The 19,023-nt window shown below is 46.5% G+C and carries 13 protein-coding genes and 1 tRNA gene; 7 read left to right on the forward strand and 7 right to left on the reverse strand.

Annotated features, from left to right (window positions below; genetic code table 11):
• Positions 1-140: 140 nt before the first annotated feature.
• The 5 genes from HUF13_RS09615 to HUF13_RS09635 all read right to left on the reverse strand — a co-directional run bounded on the left by HUF13_RS09615 (position 141) and on the right by HUF13_RS09635 (position 5,681).
• A complete protein-coding gene (locus tag HUF13_RS09615) occupies positions 141-455 on the reverse strand; it encodes a hypothetical protein (RefSeq protein ID WP_173474921.1) in 315 nt (104 codons plus the stop codon).
• Between the two features lie 23 nt (positions 456-478).
• Positions 479-563, reverse strand: a tRNA-Ser gene (locus HUF13_RS09620).
• Between the two features lie 186 nt (positions 564-749).
• Entirely contained in the window at positions 750-2,444 is a 1,695-nt protein-coding gene (locus HUF13_RS09625) for a M3 family oligoendopeptidase (RefSeq protein WP_173474922.1), read from the reverse strand.
• Positions 2,445-2,463: 19 nt separating this feature from the next.
• A complete protein-coding gene (locus tag HUF13_RS09630; RefSeq protein WP_173474923.1) occupies positions 2,464-3,141 on the reverse strand; it encodes a hypothetical protein in 678 nt (225 codons plus the stop codon).
• 53 nt (positions 3,142-3,194) lie between these two features.
• Positions 3,195-5,681, reverse strand: a complete 2,487-nt coding sequence (locus tag HUF13_RS09635; protein WP_173474924.1) for an ATP-binding protein — start codon at positions 5,679-5,681, stop codon at positions 3,195-3,197.
• Between the two features lie 362 nt (positions 5,682-6,043).
• Here HUF13_RS09635 and HUF13_RS09640 point away from each other — a divergent pair, with 362 nt between their 5' ends.
• The 3 genes from HUF13_RS09640 (at position 6,044) to HUF13_RS09650 (ending at position 10,687) form a co-directional block, all read left to right on the forward strand.
• Positions 6,044-6,640, forward strand: a complete 597-nt coding sequence (locus tag HUF13_RS09640) for a PadR family transcriptional regulator (protein WP_173474925.1) — start codon at positions 6,044-6,046, stop codon at positions 6,638-6,640.
• 190 nt (positions 6,641-6,830) lie between these two features.
• Positions 6,831-9,359: a GH36-type glycosyl hydrolase domain-containing protein gene (locus HUF13_RS09645; RefSeq protein ID WP_304039048.1), complete on the forward strand. Its 2,529-nt coding sequence runs from the start codon at positions 6,831-6,833 to the stop codon at positions 9,357-9,359.
• A gap of 281 nt (positions 9,360-9,640) precedes the next feature.
• Positions 9,641-10,687, forward strand: a complete 1,047-nt coding sequence (locus HUF13_RS09650; protein WP_173474926.1) for an AgmX/PglI C-terminal domain-containing protein — start codon at positions 9,641-9,643, stop codon at positions 10,685-10,687.
• Here the strand turns inward: HUF13_RS09650 and HUF13_RS09655 are convergent.
• Positions 10,666-11,958: a PAS domain-containing protein gene (locus HUF13_RS09655; RefSeq protein ID WP_173474927.1), complete on the reverse strand. Its 1,293-nt coding sequence runs from the start codon at positions 11,956-11,958 to the stop codon at positions 10,666-10,668. The genes HUF13_RS09650 and HUF13_RS09655 overlap by 22 nt on opposite strands.
• A 148-nt stretch (positions 11,959-12,106) precedes the next feature.
• Here HUF13_RS09655 and HUF13_RS09660 point away from each other — a divergent pair, with 148 nt between their 5' ends.
• On the forward strand, positions 12,107-13,282 hold the full coding sequence (locus HUF13_RS09660; RefSeq protein ID WP_173474928.1) for a nucleotidyltransferase family protein: 1,176 nt from the start codon (positions 12,107-12,109) through the stop codon (positions 13,280-13,282).
• An 18-nt stretch (positions 13,283-13,300) separates the two neighbouring features.
• Positions 13,301-14,473, forward strand: a complete 1,173-nt coding sequence (locus tag HUF13_RS09665) for a nucleotidyltransferase family protein (protein WP_173474929.1) — start codon at positions 13,301-13,303, stop codon at positions 14,471-14,473.
• Positions 14,474-14,558: 85 nt separating this feature from the next.
• Here HUF13_RS09665 and HUF13_RS09670 read toward each other — a convergent pair whose 3' ends face one another.
• Positions 14,559-16,253 (reverse strand): proline--tRNA ligase, encoded by a 1,695-nt coding sequence (locus HUF13_RS09670; protein ID WP_173474930.1) that lies wholly within the window; start codon positions 16,251-16,253, stop codon positions 14,559-14,561.
• A 385-nt stretch (positions 16,254-16,638) separates the two neighbouring features.
• Here HUF13_RS09670 and HUF13_RS09675 point away from each other — a divergent pair, with 385 nt between their 5' ends.
• On the forward strand, positions 16,639-17,529 hold the full coding sequence (locus HUF13_RS09675) for a DUF2914 domain-containing protein (RefSeq protein WP_304039049.1): 891 nt from the start codon (positions 16,639-16,641) through the stop codon (positions 17,527-17,529).
• Between the two features lie 91 nt (positions 17,530-17,620).
• Complete coding sequence (locus tag HUF13_RS09680) at positions 17,621-18,937, forward strand: FKBP-type peptidyl-prolyl cis-trans isomerase N-terminal domain-containing protein (RefSeq protein ID WP_173474932.1); 1,317 nt, start codon at positions 17,621-17,623, stop codon at positions 18,935-18,937.
• Positions 18,938-19,023 lie beyond the last annotated feature (86 nt).

Below are 19,023 nucleotides of genomic sequence, written 5' to 3' on the forward strand. Positions count from 1 at the left end.
ATTCGTAATGGCTTAAGCTCTAATCTCACCCGCATAGCGGGTGGTTGTTAAAGCCGATGCTACGCATCGGCTTCTTACCTAAAGGACTTAATAAAAAAGACCGCTTCTGAGCGGTCTTTTTGAGTTTTCTTTTTTCGAGATTAGAATGCGTCGGCTGCAGCATCGCTTGCTTCGGCAACTGCTTCTGCAGTCGGAGCAACTTCTGCAACGGAAGCCTTTACAGCTTCATCAGTCACGTCATTAACGCCTTTTTCAACCATCGTAAGCTTATGTTCCTTGAAACGGTTCATAGCAATAGTGGTGGGCTTCTGAGTGAGCTGAATGTAACCTTGCTTGGACTGATTATTGATGAAACGAGCTTCGTGAGCCATCATAACAACGGCACGGAAAACCGAACCTTGGCATTCTTCACTAGCATAGATATCATCAAGATAAACTCTTTGAGACTCAGCCATTAGGTACCTCGAAAAATTTTTAGAAGAGGGAGAGGGATTCGAACCCTCGTTACCGTAAGGTAAACACGCTTTCCAAGCGTGCGCCTTCAACCACTCGGCCATCCCTCCATTAGGATGTGCGCCAATTATAACTTTTTATTTTTGCTTTGTCAAGGGATGTTGTTGAAATTTTCAAAAAAAAAATGATTTTTTTGAAAATTTAGTGGTTGGTAAACAGTGGTTAGTAAACAGGAATGTAAAGGAAACGTTCTTATAGCAATCCTAACCACTAACCACCAATCACTAACCACTAATTCATAATTTACCAAGTTCATCCCAAACTACTTGCATCAAGGGTTCCAGCGTCTTAGGCGTGAAATCGAACTTGATGTTTGCCGTTGCGAAGAGTTCCGGAATCGGACGGCTGCTGCCCAGGCTTTCGGCCTTGAACAAGTCATCAATTGCCTTTTGCGGATCCTTCTTGAAGTTGGCCCAAACCTGCAAAGCGCCAATCTGTGCGATGCCGTATTCAATATAGTAGAACGGACATTCGAACAAATGAAGCTGTTTCTGCCACAGGTTCCTGCGTACGGCTTCAAGACCGCTGTAATCGATGCCTGCGTCGTAGCGGTCCATGATTTCACTCCAGATATCGCTGCGGTCTTCGGCGGTATGCGTGGGGAAGTTGTACAGGCGATGCTGGAAACTGTCGATGCTTGCGACCCACGGGAACAGCCAAATCACGTCGGCGAGTTCGCCTTCGGTACTGCGGACAATGGCTTCGTGGTCGTCACCGTAGAACGGCTTCAAGTTCGACATGCCAATGAGTTCCATGCTCATGCTTGCAACTTCGGCAAATTCAGCCGGCACATCGCGGTAGGCGAAAATCGGCTGGTTCGCAAGCGCAAACTGGTGGAAGGAATGTCCGGATTCATGCAACAGCGTGTAAATGTCGCGGTCCGTATTGGCAGAATTCATGAAGATGAAGGGGAGGCGGCTTTCGTCAAAACCGATCTGGTAACCGCCGGGAGCTTTCCCTAAACGGCTATCCGGGTCGATTAACTTTTTCGCCTGCATTTCACGGGCCCACTTGCCAGCCTGCGGATGAATGCTTTCGAAAATGCAATCGACTTTTTCGATGAGCTCGTCTCCGCTCTGGTACGGCTTCAGTGGCGGCCTGCTCAGCGGGTCCACATCCAAGTCCCACGGACGGAGCTTTGTAAGCCCCATCTTTTGGGCGCGACGCTTGTACATTTCCTTTTGCAACGGGAGCACCAGCTTTTCGATGCTTTCGTGGAAATTTTCGCAGTCGGTCGGAGTGTAGTCAAAACGATGCTTTGCAAGGAAGATATAGTCGATAAAATCCTTGCAGTGAGCATTTTTCGCAATTTGTTTTCGGATACCGAACAACTTGTCGTAAGAATTATCAAGCGCTTCTTTGTCCTTGAGGCGGCGTTCCCACATGGCTCTCCAGGCGCGTTCACGGAGGTCGCGATCGGTCTTTTCCATGTAGGCAGCTAGCTGCTGCATGGTTTTCACGTCGCCATCGAACTCGACGCTCATGCCGCCTGTGATTTTCTGGTACGCTTGCACGGCTTTATTCTCTTCGGTTTCAAGAGGAATATTGTCCGGAGAGAACAGGTCCAGCGATACTTGAACGCCTTTGAGCCATTCGCCAAATTCTCCCTTGAGGGCATCTTTGGACGGATGGGCCATCAGCTTACGGTTCAGCTTGTCGTCGTATTCAATCATGAGCGGTTGAATATTTTCGACAAACTGTTCGTATGCCTTAGACGCTTGCTCGTCTCGGGTGTCGCAAGTCATCGCGACATAGCGTCTGCAACTGACTTCGCCAAGCACCGATTCGAGTTCACTCCAATCCAATATCCATTGGCGGAGCTTGTCTGTGTTCACTGGAATATCGCGTTGTAAGAGAGAGCGATATAATCTTGATATTTCTTTTTCATCGTCCGGATTTAAATTTTCCGGAACAAAGTTGCGTTTTGTCATATCCGTTTTTTTTATTGTATTACTTAGCTAATTTTCCGAGCCATTTGTTCACGAGGAGGTCGAACAATCTGTCGCGGACGAGGTTCTGGAGTTTTTCGACATCTTCAGGCTTTACGTCTCTCTTGATTTCGAGGCCCTGAGAAACGGATTCTCCACCTTCGGTGAGGGATACATCGATAAAGCCTGCGATGGCGTAGTATTGGATTTCTTTAAACTTAAAGATTTTTGCATCCAACGGGAAGGCTGCGTTGAAGTGCAAGTCGTTGTCACCCGGAGCGAGTTTGATGGTGTCCTTGAGTGTGAGCGGAACCGTAACGAGCGTATCGAACTTGATTTCGATATTGAGCTTGTTGATCCACAAGGTATCCTTGCCGGTGTTGTTGGCGTTCAGGTAAACGTCAAAGTTGGCATTACCAAGGTTCTTGTTGATGATGTTCTGCGACAAGTCCTTGACCAGCATGACGGCTTTCGGGTTCGGCAAGAATCCGTTCATCCCGTTATTCACGAGCTCCATAACATCATCATAGACATCAACGTTGTCAAAGGTAAGGTCCTTGTATTCAAACTTGGTCTCGATGAGGATTTTTGCCGCCTGCACCTTCTTTATCAAAGAGCAGCCGGTGAAGGTGGTTGTCACAAGTGCGAGTGCACCTGCTATAATGAGTGATAGTGTGAGGCGTGAGAATTTGGTTTTCATATTTATCTCCTTGTCTTTTCAATATTTATTATAAAAAAATATTTGCAACTTTGTCAGTTGGTTCTAAATTCTGTTAGTGTTTGAATAAGCCTTTGTATGTCGATTGGCTTTGCCAAGTGCCCGTTCATACCGGAATTTAGGGCGTTTTGCTTATCTTCTTCGAAGGCGTTTGCGGTCATGGCGATGATTGGAATGCTTGATTTTTGTGGGTCCGAGAGCTTGCGGATCTGTTTTGTGGCTTCGTAACCGTTCATGCGCGGCATTTGGACATCCATCAATACGAGTTCGTATTTTTTCGGGGGTGCATTACGGATCTTTTCGACGGCGATATCTCCGTCTTCGGCGGTATCGACGATAATTCCAGTTTCTTCTAAAAGTTCCTGGGCTATTTCGCGGTTCATTTCGTTGTCTTCGACAAGCAGAATCCGCATTCCTTTGAGCGAAAGCGTCTTTGCGTTATTCTTGTCCATCGCATCGGATGTCGTTTCTTTGCTCCATTTCATGGGGAGGGATACAGTAATTTTTGTGCCTTTTCCTTTTTCCGATTCGATGTCTATGGTGCCGTTCATCAAGTCGGTGAGCTTTTTTACGATGGTCATTCCAAGGCCAGTTCCTTGGATATTGCTTACAGTTGTTGATGTTTCGCGGGTAAATTCATCGAAGATATGTTTGAGGAATTCGGGCGACATACCGATGCCTGTATCTTCTACAACTAGGGTGTATAGTCCATAGCCTTCGCGATCGTAGGGGTGCTCGTTTATTGTGCATTCGATGCTTCCGCCTTCAAGCGTGTATTTGATGGCGTTCCCGATGATGTTTGCGGTAATCTGGTTGATGCGGTCGCTGTCGATGGAAACGAACCTGTGCTCGACGTTCGCGATTGTAGCCGTAAATTTAATGCCCTTTGATTCTGCATGAGTGCCATAAGTTGTCATGAGCGCGGTAATGACGTTCTCGAAGTCGCATGTCTGTTCTTGCAGAGTGATCTTTCCAGATTCGATGCGAGACATTTCAAGCACTTGGTTTACTAGCGATAGCAACTGCTTCCCGGCAATGTCGATCTTGTCGAGATAATCCTTGACCATTTTAGGATTGTCGATGTGTTTTTTTGCCATGGCAGTAAAGCCTGTTACCGCGTTCATAGGCGTGCGAATGTCGTGTGACATGTTGAACAGAAACGTGGTTTTTGCTTTGCTTGCTTCACGTGCGGCAGAAAGGGCATACGAGAGTTTTTGGTTTGCTTCGATTTCCTTGGATTTTTCTGCAGTGATGTTTCTGAATAAAATAATTGCTTTATATACAATGTTCAATTTTACTTGAACGGGAATATAAACCATGGTGATGTATTCAATGTTTCCATCTCGCCCAGGACTCTTGAATATAACGCTTGGAATTTTATCGAGAGCCTTGCGCTTCTTGATAACTTTAAAGAAATTCTTAAAATCATCGCCATTTTGCAAGTCGTCGTTCATCCTTATAAAACCTTTTTCGAGGTTTTTGAGGAAACCTTTTTTAGGAAACGGCATTGGCATGACAGAGAGGTCTTCGAATGTCCCGTTTTCGGCATCGACATAAATCATGGCTCTTGCGATGACGCTTTCTGCTTTGGCAATGTAGCCTGCGAGGCGGTTCTCGCGCGAATCAGCCCGTCGAATAAAGAACTGGATGAGTAGGAGGTAGGCGATGTATCCACCGAATATGCCGATGAGCAAATACTGCAACATGCGCCCGGCCATGATACCCATGGAATAAAGGTCTTTTGCGGCGTCAATCGGGAAGTTCGAATAAACGCACAACGGTATGGTTTGGAGTGGCGCTATGTAGCCGTGAATTTCGTCTGTATCGCCGTTGAACTTGTAGCTTGAAGGCGTGCGCGTTGTGTAGGCGCGTATGATTTTGTTTCTGTTTTTTTCATCGAATTGCGGAGTGTAAAGGAACCTTTTAAAATTGTAGCGGGACTGACCATGAACTGTAGTTTGCGGAATTTTCATGGTTTCTAGCGAGATGAAACTATTGCCTTCGGTGTTGACGATACCTGCTGAGGCGCTTGCTCCGTAGACCTTGTAATCGAGTAGTCTCTTGATTGTTTTTTCGTCAAACGAGGAGGAGAGGATGCCAACGACTTTTTCTTGAACGTACACGGGTGCATAGAAAACAACATACGCCATGCTTGTATTTGTGGGCATGACAACGAATATGCCGCTATTGCCATTCATCCCTTCGCTAAAATACCATTTGTCGCCGGAGTAGATGGTATCGCCCGATGTTGTCTGCGTTTTACCGTTGGCATCTGTGAACCGCATGTGGTCGAACTGTGCTATTTTTTCGAGTTCTGCAAGATAGACTTCGTTCAGCAGGTTTTGGGCAGCTTTGTCAGAACTGAGTTTTGCAAGCGCTTCGATGGACTTGACGGAGTTCGAAAAAATTTCGTCTAGCTTGTTTGCCATTGCCAGGGTGATATCTTTAATGTAGTCGCTATTGCGTGCTGTGACGGCTCTTTTATCTTCTTCCTGGAATGCTGAAAATGCTTCGATAACCAAATAAACCACAAGAATAAGGGGCGCAAACCTTATTATCGTGTACTTAAGGCGTTTGTTTTTCTTTTTTATTTTCTGGAAACTCTGCACGATGCTCCCTAACCAAAAATCATTCTACACAATTAGAAATATAAACTAATATTAATGCTATTGATTACAATCACGGAAAAAATGGCGGATTGCCTAGGATTGTTTAATTGAATAGATTCAATGCTTACTATTTTTTTATCGGAAGGGAATTTTTTTTGATAAAAATCAAAATTTTTATGATTTTTTTTTCGCAAATATTCTTTTCTGAGAAAAAAATGTAGTTTTTTAATGGTTACTTATTCCAACTTGGAATACCGAAGAATCAAGGGATTTAAATGAACCGTTACGATCTAGTATTGCTGGGACTCATTCTTGAGCATGAACGCAGTGGTTATGACATTATCACGGAAATCCGCGATAGAGAGCTCGACCGCTGGGCGAAGATTAGCACATCGACCGTTTACAATAGACTGATTACGCTTGAAAAAAACGAATGCATTGTGGGACATTCCGAACGTGATGGAAACCGCCCGGAACGCATGGTGTTCAACATTACCGATAAGGGGAGGGAAGTGCTCCGCAAGGAAGTCCTCAAGCACTTGACTGGATTCAATGACGATCCGCGCACGCTTGGCTTTGCTTTCCTCTTTGGTGCCGACAACAAGGAAGTCATTCGTACGCTCGAAGTGCATGAAAGACGTTTGGTTCAGGAAATCGAAAACCTTGAAAAGATGATTGCCGAAGAACCGCGCCCGACGCTTTACCCGGAAGGCCCGTTCCTCAACTGCATGAGCCGTGACCACATTTTGGTGGAGCTCAAGTACGTGCGTGCCGCCATCGGCATTTTGCGCGACCCGGTCCGCAGCCAGAAACTCGGCGGTTATTTCTACATCAATTTCGGAAGTAGAGAATTCGAAAAGTTTAATGAGTAGTTTTTAGTAGACAGTAGACGGTAGGAAGTAGACAGTTTTTTCGTCTTTTCACTTCCTACTTCTAACTTCCTACTTCCTACTATTTCTAAATTTACCTCGCAAAAGTTTTAACGGTTTCTGATAGGGTTCCTAACCACTAATCACCAACCACTAATCACTTTTTACAACACCCCTCTCTAACGGAGATAAAATGGCTACAAAAACAGTGAAGAAGAGCGCTGCAAAGAAGGCCCCGGCAAAGAAGCCCGCAAAGGCCGCTGCCCCGAAGTATGGCTACTTTGATGACGCTGCAAAAGAATACGTGCTCACCACCCCGGCAACCCCGATCAAGTGGTGCAACTACGTCGGTACTCTCAATTTCGGCGGTATCGTCGATACGACCGGCGGCACTCTCGTTTGCAAAGGCGACCCGGCTCTCAACCGTATCACCAAGTACATTGCACAGATGCCGTGCTCTGACTTCAAGGCCAGCACTATCTACATCCGTATCAAGGATGGCAAGAACTACAAGATTTTCTCCCCGTTCTACGTTCCGACTCTCGTCAAGCTCGACAAGTGGGAATGCCACGTGGGTCTTTCCTACATGCGCTGGATTGCCGAAGTTTACGGCCTCCGCGTTCAGGTGACGATTTTTGTTCCGACGGGCTCCAACACTCTCCTCCAGGACATCCAGGTGACCAACATCGCCGGTGGCTCTAAGGAAGTGGACATTATCCCGGTTTATGAATTCAGCCACTTCGAAGCTGAAAAGCAGCTCACGAACGCCGACTGGGTTCCGCAGACCATGACCCTCAAGGGCCACTGGGAAAAGGACGGCCACGTTGTTTTGGAACAGTACGCTTACATGAAGCGCGATTACGCCGTGAACTACGTTACTGCTGACTGCAAGGTCGGTTCCTTCGATGGCGACCGCCGCGTGTTCCTCGGCCAGAACGAAATGGGTTCCTGGGCAAATCCGCTCAGCCTCCAGAACAAGGAACTTGCAAACAGCGAATGCGACCGTGGCGACAACATTGCCGCTCTCATGATCCACGCTGGCAAGATTGCGGCCAAGAAGACTTTCCGTACCTGCACCCAGCTCGGTCAGGAACAGAGCCTTAAGGTTGCAGCCAAGGCTATCAAGAAGTACCGTGACCTCAAGAACGTCGATAAGGCTTTCGAAGAACTCGCCAAGTTCTGGGAAAACTACCTCTCTACAATCCAGGTCAACACTCCGGATGCAGCTTTCAACTCCATGGTGAACGTGCACAACCCGCGTCAGTGCCACACCACCAAGAACTGGAGCCGCTACCTGTCCCTCTACCAGTTGGGCTACGGCACCAGCCGCGGTATCGGTTACCGTGACTCCAGCCAGGACCTCATGGGCGTGATGAGCCACATGCCGGAAGAAGCTCTCGTCCTTACGAAGAACCTCCTCTCCGTACAGCGTCCGGAAGGTAACGCTATGCACCAGTACGCTCCGCTTGCCCTCGAAGAAGACAACGGCAACGAAGCTAACGCCGGTGACTCCCGCGAAAAGAAGGGCGTGCTCGACGAAAACGGCAACCCGGCTTACGCAGACTGGTACGGCGATGACCACCTCTGGATCGTCCTCACTGTTGCTAACTACCTCAGAGAAACGGGTAAGATGGAACTCCTCGACGAGGAAATTCCGTTCTACGAAGCTGGCAAGAAGCGCGCTCAGCGTGAAAAGGGCACTGTCCTTGAACACTTGAAGCGTTCTGTCAAGTTCTCTCGCGAACACCTCGGTAAGCACGGTCTTCCGCTCCTCGGCTTTGCTGACTGGAACGACTGCATGAACCTCCCGCTCGGTGCAGAATCTACGTTCAACACTGCTTTGTACGCAAAGGCTTTGCTCGAAATGATGGGCATTGAAGAAGCTCTCGGCGACAAGGAAGCCGTTGAAATGTACAAGGGCTGGTACGAAGATGTCAAGAAGGCATTCAACGACAGCGCTTGGGACGGCAAGTGGTGGACTCGTTGGTTCGACAAGGACGGCAACGGCTACGGCGTTTCCTCTGCCAAGTACGGCAAGATTTACTGCAACGGCCAGTCTTGGCCGGTCATCTCCGGCATTGCATTCGGCGACCGCGCTGTGCAGGGCATGGACAGCTTGAACAAACTCCTCAACACCAAGTACGGCGTGAAGAGCTCTACTCCGGGTTACCGTGGCTTTGAACCGGCTGTCGGTGGCATCTCCACCTATCCTCCTGGAGCAAAGGAAAACGGCGGTATCTTCCTCCACACGAACCCGTGGGTGATGATTGCCGAAACGATTCTCGGCCGTGGCGACAAGGCTTTCGAATACTACTGCCAGATCAACCCGGCTTCCAAGAACGGCATCCTCGACATCTTCGAATCTGAACCATATTGCTATCCGCAGAACATCCTCGGTGACGAACACAAGCAGTTCGGTATGGGCCGTAATGCATGGCTCTCCGGTACAAGCTCTTGGACTTACCAGGCTGCAACGCAGTTCATCATCGGTATCCGTGCAAGCTTCGACGGCCTCGTTGTCGATCCTTGCATCCCGAGCGCATGGGCTGGCTTCGAAGCCACCCGTAAGTTCCGCGGTGCTACCTACCAGATCACCGTGAAGAACCCGAACCACGTCTGCAAGGGTGTGGCAAAGATGGTTGTTGACGGTCAGGAAATCGATTCCAACGTCGCACCGGTCTTTACGAAGGGTGTGCACAAGGTCGAAGTGACTTTGGGTTAAGAAACACATATAGCCGTCGCGATAGTTCGTCAATCTCGCCCTCACGTAGGAAACTACGCTACGGGCGATCTTTCCTGCTCTCGCTAGGCTCTCTGTGTTTCTTGAATGAGAAGATTCGTTCTAATCCAAATTCGGAATTTAAGAGTCTGCTTCCAACGAAGCAGACTTTTTGTTTTGCTCTCGCTAGGCTCTCTACGTTTCTTTAATCAATTCACGTTTTTGAGCGCCAGTCACTCACGAGGCTGGTGTTTTTTTATCCATCTATTTTGTATATATAAATTATGGCATCTTTTTTCAGAAATTACTTGGTTAAGTTTGCGCTTATGGCGGCGATAGCCTTATGGGCGGGGTGCAGCGAGGCGGATAAGAATGCGGAAAAATCTACGGAACAGGAAAACACCGTATTTGAGTTTCCTGTGGACTCGAAATATGTGACATTAAAAATCCCTTTCCGTCCTATTCAATTTCAAGATTCTCTATTTGATGCTAATGGAGTTTCAATACAAGTTTTTAAAGACTATTCTGTAGAGAGTTCTTTAGTTTATAACGATGATGTTGAAAAAATCGCTCAAATTATTCACAAAGAAAGCAAATCCATTTATGAAATTTTTGATTCGTTTTACAAAAAAGAAACTTGTCACGAATTGTATGAAGTGTCTTTATCTTTAAAAGTTTCCTTAGGGACTAATGGTGTTGTTGATAAAGTCAAAAAATCATCTTCTCTCTATGCCGATCAGAATTTTACAAATAAAATTATTGAATATGTAAAGCAAATCAATTTTCAGGACGTTGGGCGAAATAATATTTTATTGTCTATTAATTTTTGCCGTCCCTTTATAGATGCGAACGATTTTAATGCGCTTTTACATGATTTACAATGGAAGGAATATTCTATAAGGAAAACAAATGGTGCAGTGAGTGCACCAACGAGCGACGAAATGAAATCTGCTGGTGGTGATGAACATGATAAAGATTCAATTTTAAAGGTCATTCGCCAACGGACTCCTGGATTGCGCCACATTTACAATAAACATTTAAGGAAAAATCGCGCAAAAGCATGTTTAAAGAACAATCAAGACAACAGCAAACCTGATTTTAACGGGATGATTGTTTTTAAGTTGAATATAAACGATGATGGCTCTGTTCAAAAAGCAGAAATTCAATCTTCGAATACCGGCAATAAGGATTTTGATGACGAAGTCAAGAGAGCTTTAAGCCATTGGAAATTCCTGAAGATGAATTCAAGCGAAGTCGTTACATTCCCGTTAGTGTTTTTTGAAAATACTACACCTTATAAGAAACCGACTTATCCCGAAATTCGCATATAAACGCAAAGCACGCGGCTCACGGTATAGCCGGACTTGAGGAGAGACTTGAGCATGGGCACGACGTTTATGGTGCAAATCCAGTCGCTGTCATCAAATTTTCCTTTCCAGCTCTTGGACGAACCGTTGTCAAATATGTCCTTGATCATGGATTCGTAGTAGGGTAGAAATTTACCCGAAAGAACGTCTTTCAGAGATTTGTTAACGATTTCGTCTGTGCTTGCAAAACCGCCGTCCGTTGCAAAAGCGTTGTTGCATCCGAGAATAGTGAAGTTGCGGTCAACCCAGAAAATACCGATGTTCGGGAAATTGAAAAGCGAATTTATCAGAGATTCTTCAACGCCGCTCTTCATCAGGAACGGAATTTCAGGAGATGTTTCTACGCGGCGGGCCGAACCCATCATTACAATGCGGTCTTCGTCATCGGGAGCGAGGTGCCCGCGGAAATCGTACCACACAAGATTCTTTTCGCTGTTCCAGCAACGAATCTTGAGTGTGCCAAAGCGTGCGTTTTCATTAGCGAGGCGATTGAGCTGGCTCTGTTCGTCAAGCAAGTGGCCTTTATCATCGTAGGCTGCTTCGCCGCCCGCTTTCATCATGCATTCGTTCATCACGCGTTCAAGCAGTTTAAAATCGTCTGCGGGCATGAGCGTTTCGATGTCAACAACACCACCGGAACGAGGTACATCGCGATAGTCATCGTCCATCATTGGCGTAAGGAGGTACAGCTGTCTGCTTTCGAAATCGAATTTCCACAAGAAGTCGCCCGTGTTGCGGAGCAGGGATTTTAGCTTTGTTTCGGCTTCGTCAAGGCGGTGTTGGTTTTCAACGGTGTTCGAGATGTTTTTGATTAAGCAGATGTAACGCGATTCGTCCATGGAAAGTCGCTGGTGTTTACAGCGCATTTCAAACCAGAGCATGGTTCCGTCATCGCGCTTGTACGAAAACATGAACGGCATTTCGGGGTGCTTGTCGATGTCGTCAAAATAAAGTTTGAGTCGAGCCCAGTCTTTGGGTGGCAAAATGTCTCTAAACAGGCGGTCTTTGCTCAAATTGTCAAACAACGGGTCCGACATGAACTGCGGCAGCGAACTGATGAATTCGAATTTATCCGAAAGAACGACGATGAATTCACCGAGGTTCCCTGCAAAAAGGGTGTAAAGTCTTTGCCTTTTCCAATAGTCGAGCAATAGCAAAATTGTGACAATCAGCAAAAGCAAAAGTACTGTGCAAACGTAGCACCAACCAACAGACCAATCAATAGAGTTCATCATACGTTTATAAAATAATCATTTTTGGAGATGCAAGGCAAGAGGCGGAATATTTTATTGTTTCGAAAAGATTGTTTTGGACGTTTTGGGTGTTTTTTTATACCTTTAATATATCTTTAGTAAGTCTCAAAATACATTAGCTTGGCTCTCGATGTCCGAAATACAACTCTCGCCGAAAATAAAAATGCTCTTTTCTTTGTTGCGTTCCGCTTTGACGGGAACAGAATGTGAAGGTTCTTGTTCACCAAAGGAGTGGGCTAAGGTGTATGCTCTTGCTGCGCAACAGTGCGTTGTAGGACTGGCGTATCGCGGAATTAGCTTCTTGCCTGCAGCAAATCGACCTTCGCTTGAGTTATTGCTCCAGTGGGCGAGTGAAGCCGAAACGATTCAAGGGCATAATCGCTTGTTGAATGAGGGTGCTGCACGCTTGACTAAAATGTTTGCGGCCAAAGGTTTTCGTAGCGCCATTCTTAAAGGGCCTGCGAATGCAAGACTTTATCCTGACCCGTTTGCAAGGCAATGCGGTGATATCGACATTTGGGTTGAAGGCGGTCAACAGAAAGTGGCTGATTTGTTACAAAGCATGGGACTGTACAAGAGTTTTCCCAAAATTAGTTGGTACGATTATAAAGCTTATCGAAAAGAATTGCATGAATTGTGTCAGCGTTTGTCATGGCATCATATTCATTTGCATCAAAAGATAGATGGTGTGTCTGTTGAAGTTCATTTTAGGCCATCGTCTGCAATCAATAACCCGGTTGCTAATAGACGGTTGCAACGCTTTTTGGAACAAGAAATAAAAACAACCGAATTTGTTGCTGAAGGCTTTTATGTGCCGTCTCTGAAGTTTGCGTTGGTCATGCAACTGGCTCATATCCTGCATCATTTTGTTACTTCTGGCATCGGTTTAAAACAGCTTATAGATTACTATGTGCTTTTGCAGAATGTTTCGGAAAAAGATCGTATCGAGGTTTCTTCGATGTTACATCGATTTGGATTGTCCAGAACAGCTTCTGCAGTAATGTGGGTTTTGGAATACATTTTCAAACTAGATCCGCAAAAGATGCTTTGTGAACCGAATTGTAAATTGGGAACGGTTTTATTACAAGAAATCTTTAAAGGGGGCGCATTCGGTTCTTACGCACCAAGGCAAAAGCGACGTGCTTTTTTCAAATGGTTTGCAAGAATGCACCGTCCGTTGCAATTGTTTATGTTTGATCCGGTAGAAGTATTTTGGAGCTTTATCCATAACTGGATTGAATTTGTACGTTTGATTCCTGTTCGTCTTAAAGCGAGAAAGCTATCCTTGAAAGGATATTGGTCTTGATGGCGCGTTAAAATTCTGATGCCTAGCGATATGCTTTTAACTTTGCTGCGTTCTGCATTGACTGGTGTTGAGCCAGAGTGTTCTTGTTCGCCAGACGAATGGGCTGAAGTATATGCATCTGCAGTAAAACAGTGCGTTGTTGGGCTTGCATATCAGGGCGTTTGCCGTTTGCCCGCATCGAAGTGTCCGCCACGTGCGATTTTGATGCGGTGGGCGAGAAATGCCGAAGCGATTAAGGGACATAACCAGTTGTTGAACGACATCTCGGCTCGTTTGACGGCAACATTTGCGGCAGAAGTATTCTGCAGTGCTATTCTTAAAGGACCCGCCAATGCAAGACTTTACCCTTACCGTTTGGCAAGGCAATGTGGTGATATTGATATATGGGTTGAAGGCGGAAGGCAAAAAGTAATAGACTTGCTGCAACGTTTGGGATTGTTCAAGGTCCCACCGAAAATTAGTTGGTTTGATTATAAAGCTTATCGCGAAAGTTTGCGTGAAAACATATCTGTATCTACACCTCATCACATCCATTTGAAACAAACGATTGATGGTATTATGATTGAAGTTCATTTTAAACCATCATCAGGAATTTTCAACCCGATTGCAAATAAACGATTGCAACGGTTTTTGGAACAGGAAATTGAAAAAAGCGAAAAGGTTGCAGAAGGATTTTGCGTTCCTTCGGTAAAGTTTGCGTTGGTTATGCAGCTTTCTCATATCCAACATCATTTTTTTACAGATGGTATTGGGTTAAAACAACTTGTTGATTATTACGTTCTTTTACAACAGGCTTCGGATGATGAGCGAGCGGACGTTTCTGCCTTATTGCCTCGCTTTGGCATGTACAGGACTGCGGCCGCATTGATGGGACTTTTAAAAAATATTTTTGGCCTAGAAAAACAGAAAATGCTTTGTACGCCCAATTACAAATCGGGAGAAAGATTCTTACGCGATGTGTTAAATGGCGGTGTTTTTGGCTGTGTTGCGGAAAGAAAAAAGCATGGTTTCTTGATGGAATGGATAAGCTATATGTTTCTCCCGTTCCAATTATTTTGGCTTGACCCCATAGAAGTTTTTTGGAGTGTTGTCGCAAAATGGATTGGCTTTTTGCGGTCTATTTCTATTCGGCTTAGAGCTAGAAAATTAGTGGTGAGGACACTTTTGCAAAAAGATAAAGCTGTTGCGTAAGTGTAAAATGTCGCAATAGGAATAAAAAACACCTCCGTCAAAGCAGAGGTGTTTAAGGTTCCGGCTCTAGGTCGGAATGACAAAGTTATTCGGCGAAGAATTCCTTGGCCTTGGCGACGACGTCTTCGACCTTGACCATAGTGAACTGCTTTTCGTTGCGGAACTTCCATTCGACTTCGCCGTTCACGAGGCCCTTCTTGCCGATGGCGATGCGCACCGGAGAACCCCACAGGTCGGCGTCCTTGAACTTCACGCCCGGACGTTCGTCGCGGTCGTCCACGAGCACGTCGATGCCGGCGGCTTCGAGTTCCTTTTCGAACTTCTCGGCGAGTTCCACGAGTTCGGCTTCCTTGCCGATCGGGACGATTTCCACCTGGAACGGAGCGATGGACTTGGGCCAAATCGGTCCGAAGTCATCGTGACTGTTTTCCACGACAGAGGCCATCAGGCGGCCCACGCCGATGCCGTAGCAGCCCATGATGGCGGGAGCGGTGGTCTTTTCGGCGGTGAGGAACTTGGCGCCCATAGATTCAGAGAACTTGGTGCCGAGTTTGAAGATGTTGCCCATTTCGATGCCGCGAGTTTCTGTGAGGAGTTCGCCGCAGCAGGGGCACTTGCAGACTTCGGAAGCTTCGGCGATGTCGGCCACTTCGAACTTCGGGAAGTCGCGCTTCGGGTTGCAATGCTTGAAGTGGTAGCCTTCTTCGTTCGCGCCCGTCACGAGGTCGAAGGAATCGGCAATCGCTTCGTCCACGATGATGCGGGTGTCGTGAGCGTTGATCGGGGAAGCAAAGCCCGGAACCATGCCGCAGGCCTTGATGAGGCTGTCTTCGGCCGGATAGAGTTCCTTCGCCTTGAGCAAGTTGTGGAGCTTGATTTCGGAAACGTCGAGGTTGCCCGGAACCACGACCGTGATGAGCTTGCCTTCGAAGTCGAAGAACACGCACTTGGCGGTGGATTCGGCAGGCACGTTCAGGAACTTGGTGATTTCTTCGATGCTTTCGCTGTTCGGCGTAGCGACCTTTTCGAGAGCGGCATTTTCGTTGCCCTTGAACGGCACGCGCTGGAACTTGGCGATTTCGCGGTTGGCCTGGTAGCCGCACTTCTTGCAGAGAATCAAGTAGTCTTCACCGTTCGGAGTGTCGAGCATAAATTCGTGAGCGACCTTACCGCCCATGATACCCGTATCGCTCTGCACCACCACTGGTTCAATGCCCACGCGACGGTAAATGCGGAGGTAGGCGTCGTATTCTTCCTGGTAGTGACGGTCCAGGTCTTCCTGGCTGGTGTGGAAGCTGTAGGCATCCTTCATCAGGAATTCGCGGACGCGGATAAGGCCGCCGCGGGCACGAGCTTCGTCACGGTACTTGGTCTTGAACTGGTAGAGCATCACCGGCAGTTGCTTGTAGCTGTTGAGCACGTAGCGCACGAGGTCGGTCATGGCTTCTTCGTGGGTCATGGCGAGCACCATGTTGTGGTTGTTGCGGTCCTTGAAGCGGAGCAGTTCTTCGCCAATGGCCTGGTAACGGCCCGATTCGCTCCAGAGTTCGGCAGTCTGCACCACCGGCAAATCGACCTCGATACCGCCGATCTTGTTCATTTCTTCGCGGATGATGTTCACGATCTTCTGGATCACGCGGAAACCCATCGGCATCATGGAGTAGATACCGGTAGAGACGGGCTTGATGTAGCCGCCGCGCATGAGGAAGATGTGGGAGGGCATGGTGGCATCGCTCGGCGTTTCGCGGAGCGTCACGTAAAAGTACTTGGAGAGTTTCATTGTTTTTGCCTTTTGAAATTTTACGGCGTAAATGTAGAAATTAGAGTAGAGACTAGAGACGAGAGACGAGAGAATAGTAATCTTATTGAATGTATTTTTTTATTTTGCATCCATGGAATTTTTAAATAGGTTGCGGGAAAAATCCGCTGTTAAAAAAACGGAGAAGTTTTTCCCGGCATTCGCTTTTTTAGGCGGATTCAGTTGGGATTCGATGACCATCGGGAGTAAGGTTTACGGCTCGGACCTGATCTTTTTGTCTTTTTACTATATCCTAGCGCTATTTTCGATATCTTTTATAGCCACACGAAAAGTTGTTGATGGTTGTGACAACGTAAATAATGCGGATTCCAATACTAAAATTCTTCAAAATTTTTACCACAGGATTTTGTCTTATGAATGGCCGCAAACATGGATTGACCGGTTGACTTGGCTTGTGCAATTTTGCTTTGGAAACCTCTATAGCGCCCTTGTTATTTGCTATTTCAAAAGTTCGGGGTCCATCGCATCGTTAATCATTGTGTTGGTGCTTGCAACTTTGCTTGTCGGCAATGAATTCTTGAAAGAAAAGTATGAAAACTTTGGAGTTTGCCTTGCATTTTTCTGCTTGCTCGGGACGATGTTCTTTAACTTCTTGATTCCGCACTTGGTTCATGGAATGGGAACATTCTGGTTCTTTTTGAGTACGCTTTTGTCCGCAGGAATTTGCTATTTACTTTGGATGAAATTTTCGCTAAAATCTTCGAATGATGTCTCGCGTCACAAGCGTTTTTTGATCGCGCCTATATCCATTAGTTTTGTCCTAATAATAGCGTATCTCGCCAACTGGATAGCACCTGTTCCGCTCGTTTTAAAGCAGCAAATCGTTTGCAAAAATTTCGACCGCGAAACGTATTCATGTGATGTAGATAAATTAGACTTTTGGCAACGGACGGGGCTCAAAGGCGCTACAATCCACAAAGAAGACGGTGATGAAATTTATTTTATGTCTTCGGTTTATGCGCCTGCGGAACTCAAGGCTCCGATTGAATTTCGTTGGTACTACAAAGAACCTTCCACAAATAAATTTAAATTAACGGATAAAATTACATCGAGCCGGATGATTATTCGAGGTGGACGAGATCAAGGTTACCGAAGCTATTCCAAAAAGAAAAACATCCCGTCTGGGATCTATCGGGTAGAAACGGCGTATAAAGACGGTGCTGTAATCGGCTCTGAAAACTTCGAAGTACTCGAAGGTCTCCCCAAATTGGGGTTTGTTCGTGATTCTTTGCATTGAAACGAGGTGTCGCGCCAAAAAAAATAAGCTATATTGGAATGCAAAATTAGGAATGGTTATTCCTATTATTTGACTTTAAGGAGTCTATATAATGAAATTGAAAAAAATTGCTCTTGGTGCTGCCGCTCTTGCACTTATCGCTTGCGGCGAAGCCCAGAAACCGGTTCCTCAAGTTGCTGCAGTAACCCCGAATTCTACAGATGACCAGAAATTTGCATACATGCTCGGTGCCCAGTTCGGTCTTCAGAATTTTTCGAATCTTCCGTGGCAAACTGGTGAAGGCATTGACGAAGACGTTGTTGTTCAGGCTTTCCGTGATGCTTTGGATAACATGAAGGATTCTACCCACAAGCTGCAGATTCCGCAGGATTCTCTTGGCGTCATTAGCCGTCGTATCCAGAACACCATGCGTGAACGCTATCTCAAGACTCAGCCGGATTCAAGCGCTAAGGATTTAGCTGACGCACAGCGCTACGCTCTTATTGATTCTCTTCGTAAGGCTTTGCCCGTAAATCCAGCTCCGGCAGTGAAGAATGAAAAAGTGACGCTCCCGGAAGTTCCTTCTGAACAGCAAAAGTTCTCTTACCTCATTGGTTTCCAGTTCGGTAACCAGTTCTATGGCATCGGTCGTCAGTTCGAAACAGAATTTGACGGGGACTATTTCGTCCTCGGTCTCCGTGATGCAGGCAAGCGCGTTCGCGATACCACGTTCACAATGACTCTTCCGGATGATACTTTGAAGGCTGTCGGCGACCGCTTTATGGAAAAATCGAAGTTGATTAACGAAGAAAGGATGAAGAAGGCTAAGGCTGAAGAAGAAAAGCTCAAGGCTGAAGTTGCTTCTCTCCGTGGCGATACGCTTGCCAATGGCATGCCTGCCAAGATGAACTTCAAGGTGAAGGCCTCTGGCATTACGGTCAAGGGCGAAGACTTGAGCGCATTTGCTGGTAAGCCGCTTCTCATGTTCTATTTCTCTGCAACTTGCGGTCACTGCGCACATGCCGCTCCGCAGATTCTTGAAATTGCAAAGGAATTTGCACCGAAGGGCCTTACGACTGTTTCTATCGCTAGCGGTGGAAACAACAAGCCGGGCATCCGTCGCTTTATTGACGATGCTAAGTTTGATGATAACATCAGCGTCATGTGGGATGAAGCTCGTCAGTTCGGCGAACTTTACAGCGATGGCTATGTTCCGAAGGTCTACCTCGTAAATCCGGATGGCTCGTACAAGCAGTACGCTGCATTCGAACGCGAAAAGGATGACTTGAAGAAAGAAATTGCTGAACTCCTCCAAGGCAAGAATGTCGAATGGAAGATCGAAGTCAAGAAGCCTGAAGAACCTGCCAAGGCTCCTGAAGCTAAGCAGCAACCCAAGAAGGAAGTAAAGCCGCCCAAAGCTAAGAAGTAATTCTTCTGGTGTATTTTTTAGAAACGCATCTCGCATTGCGGGATGTGTTCTTTTTTTGTAGTGCGTTTTTCTATAGCCGCATTGTC

This window comes from Fibrobacter succinogenes, assembly GCF_902779965.1.
GTDB lineage: Bacteria > Fibrobacterota > Fibrobacteria > Fibrobacterales > Fibrobacteraceae > Fibrobacter > Fibrobacter succinogenes_F.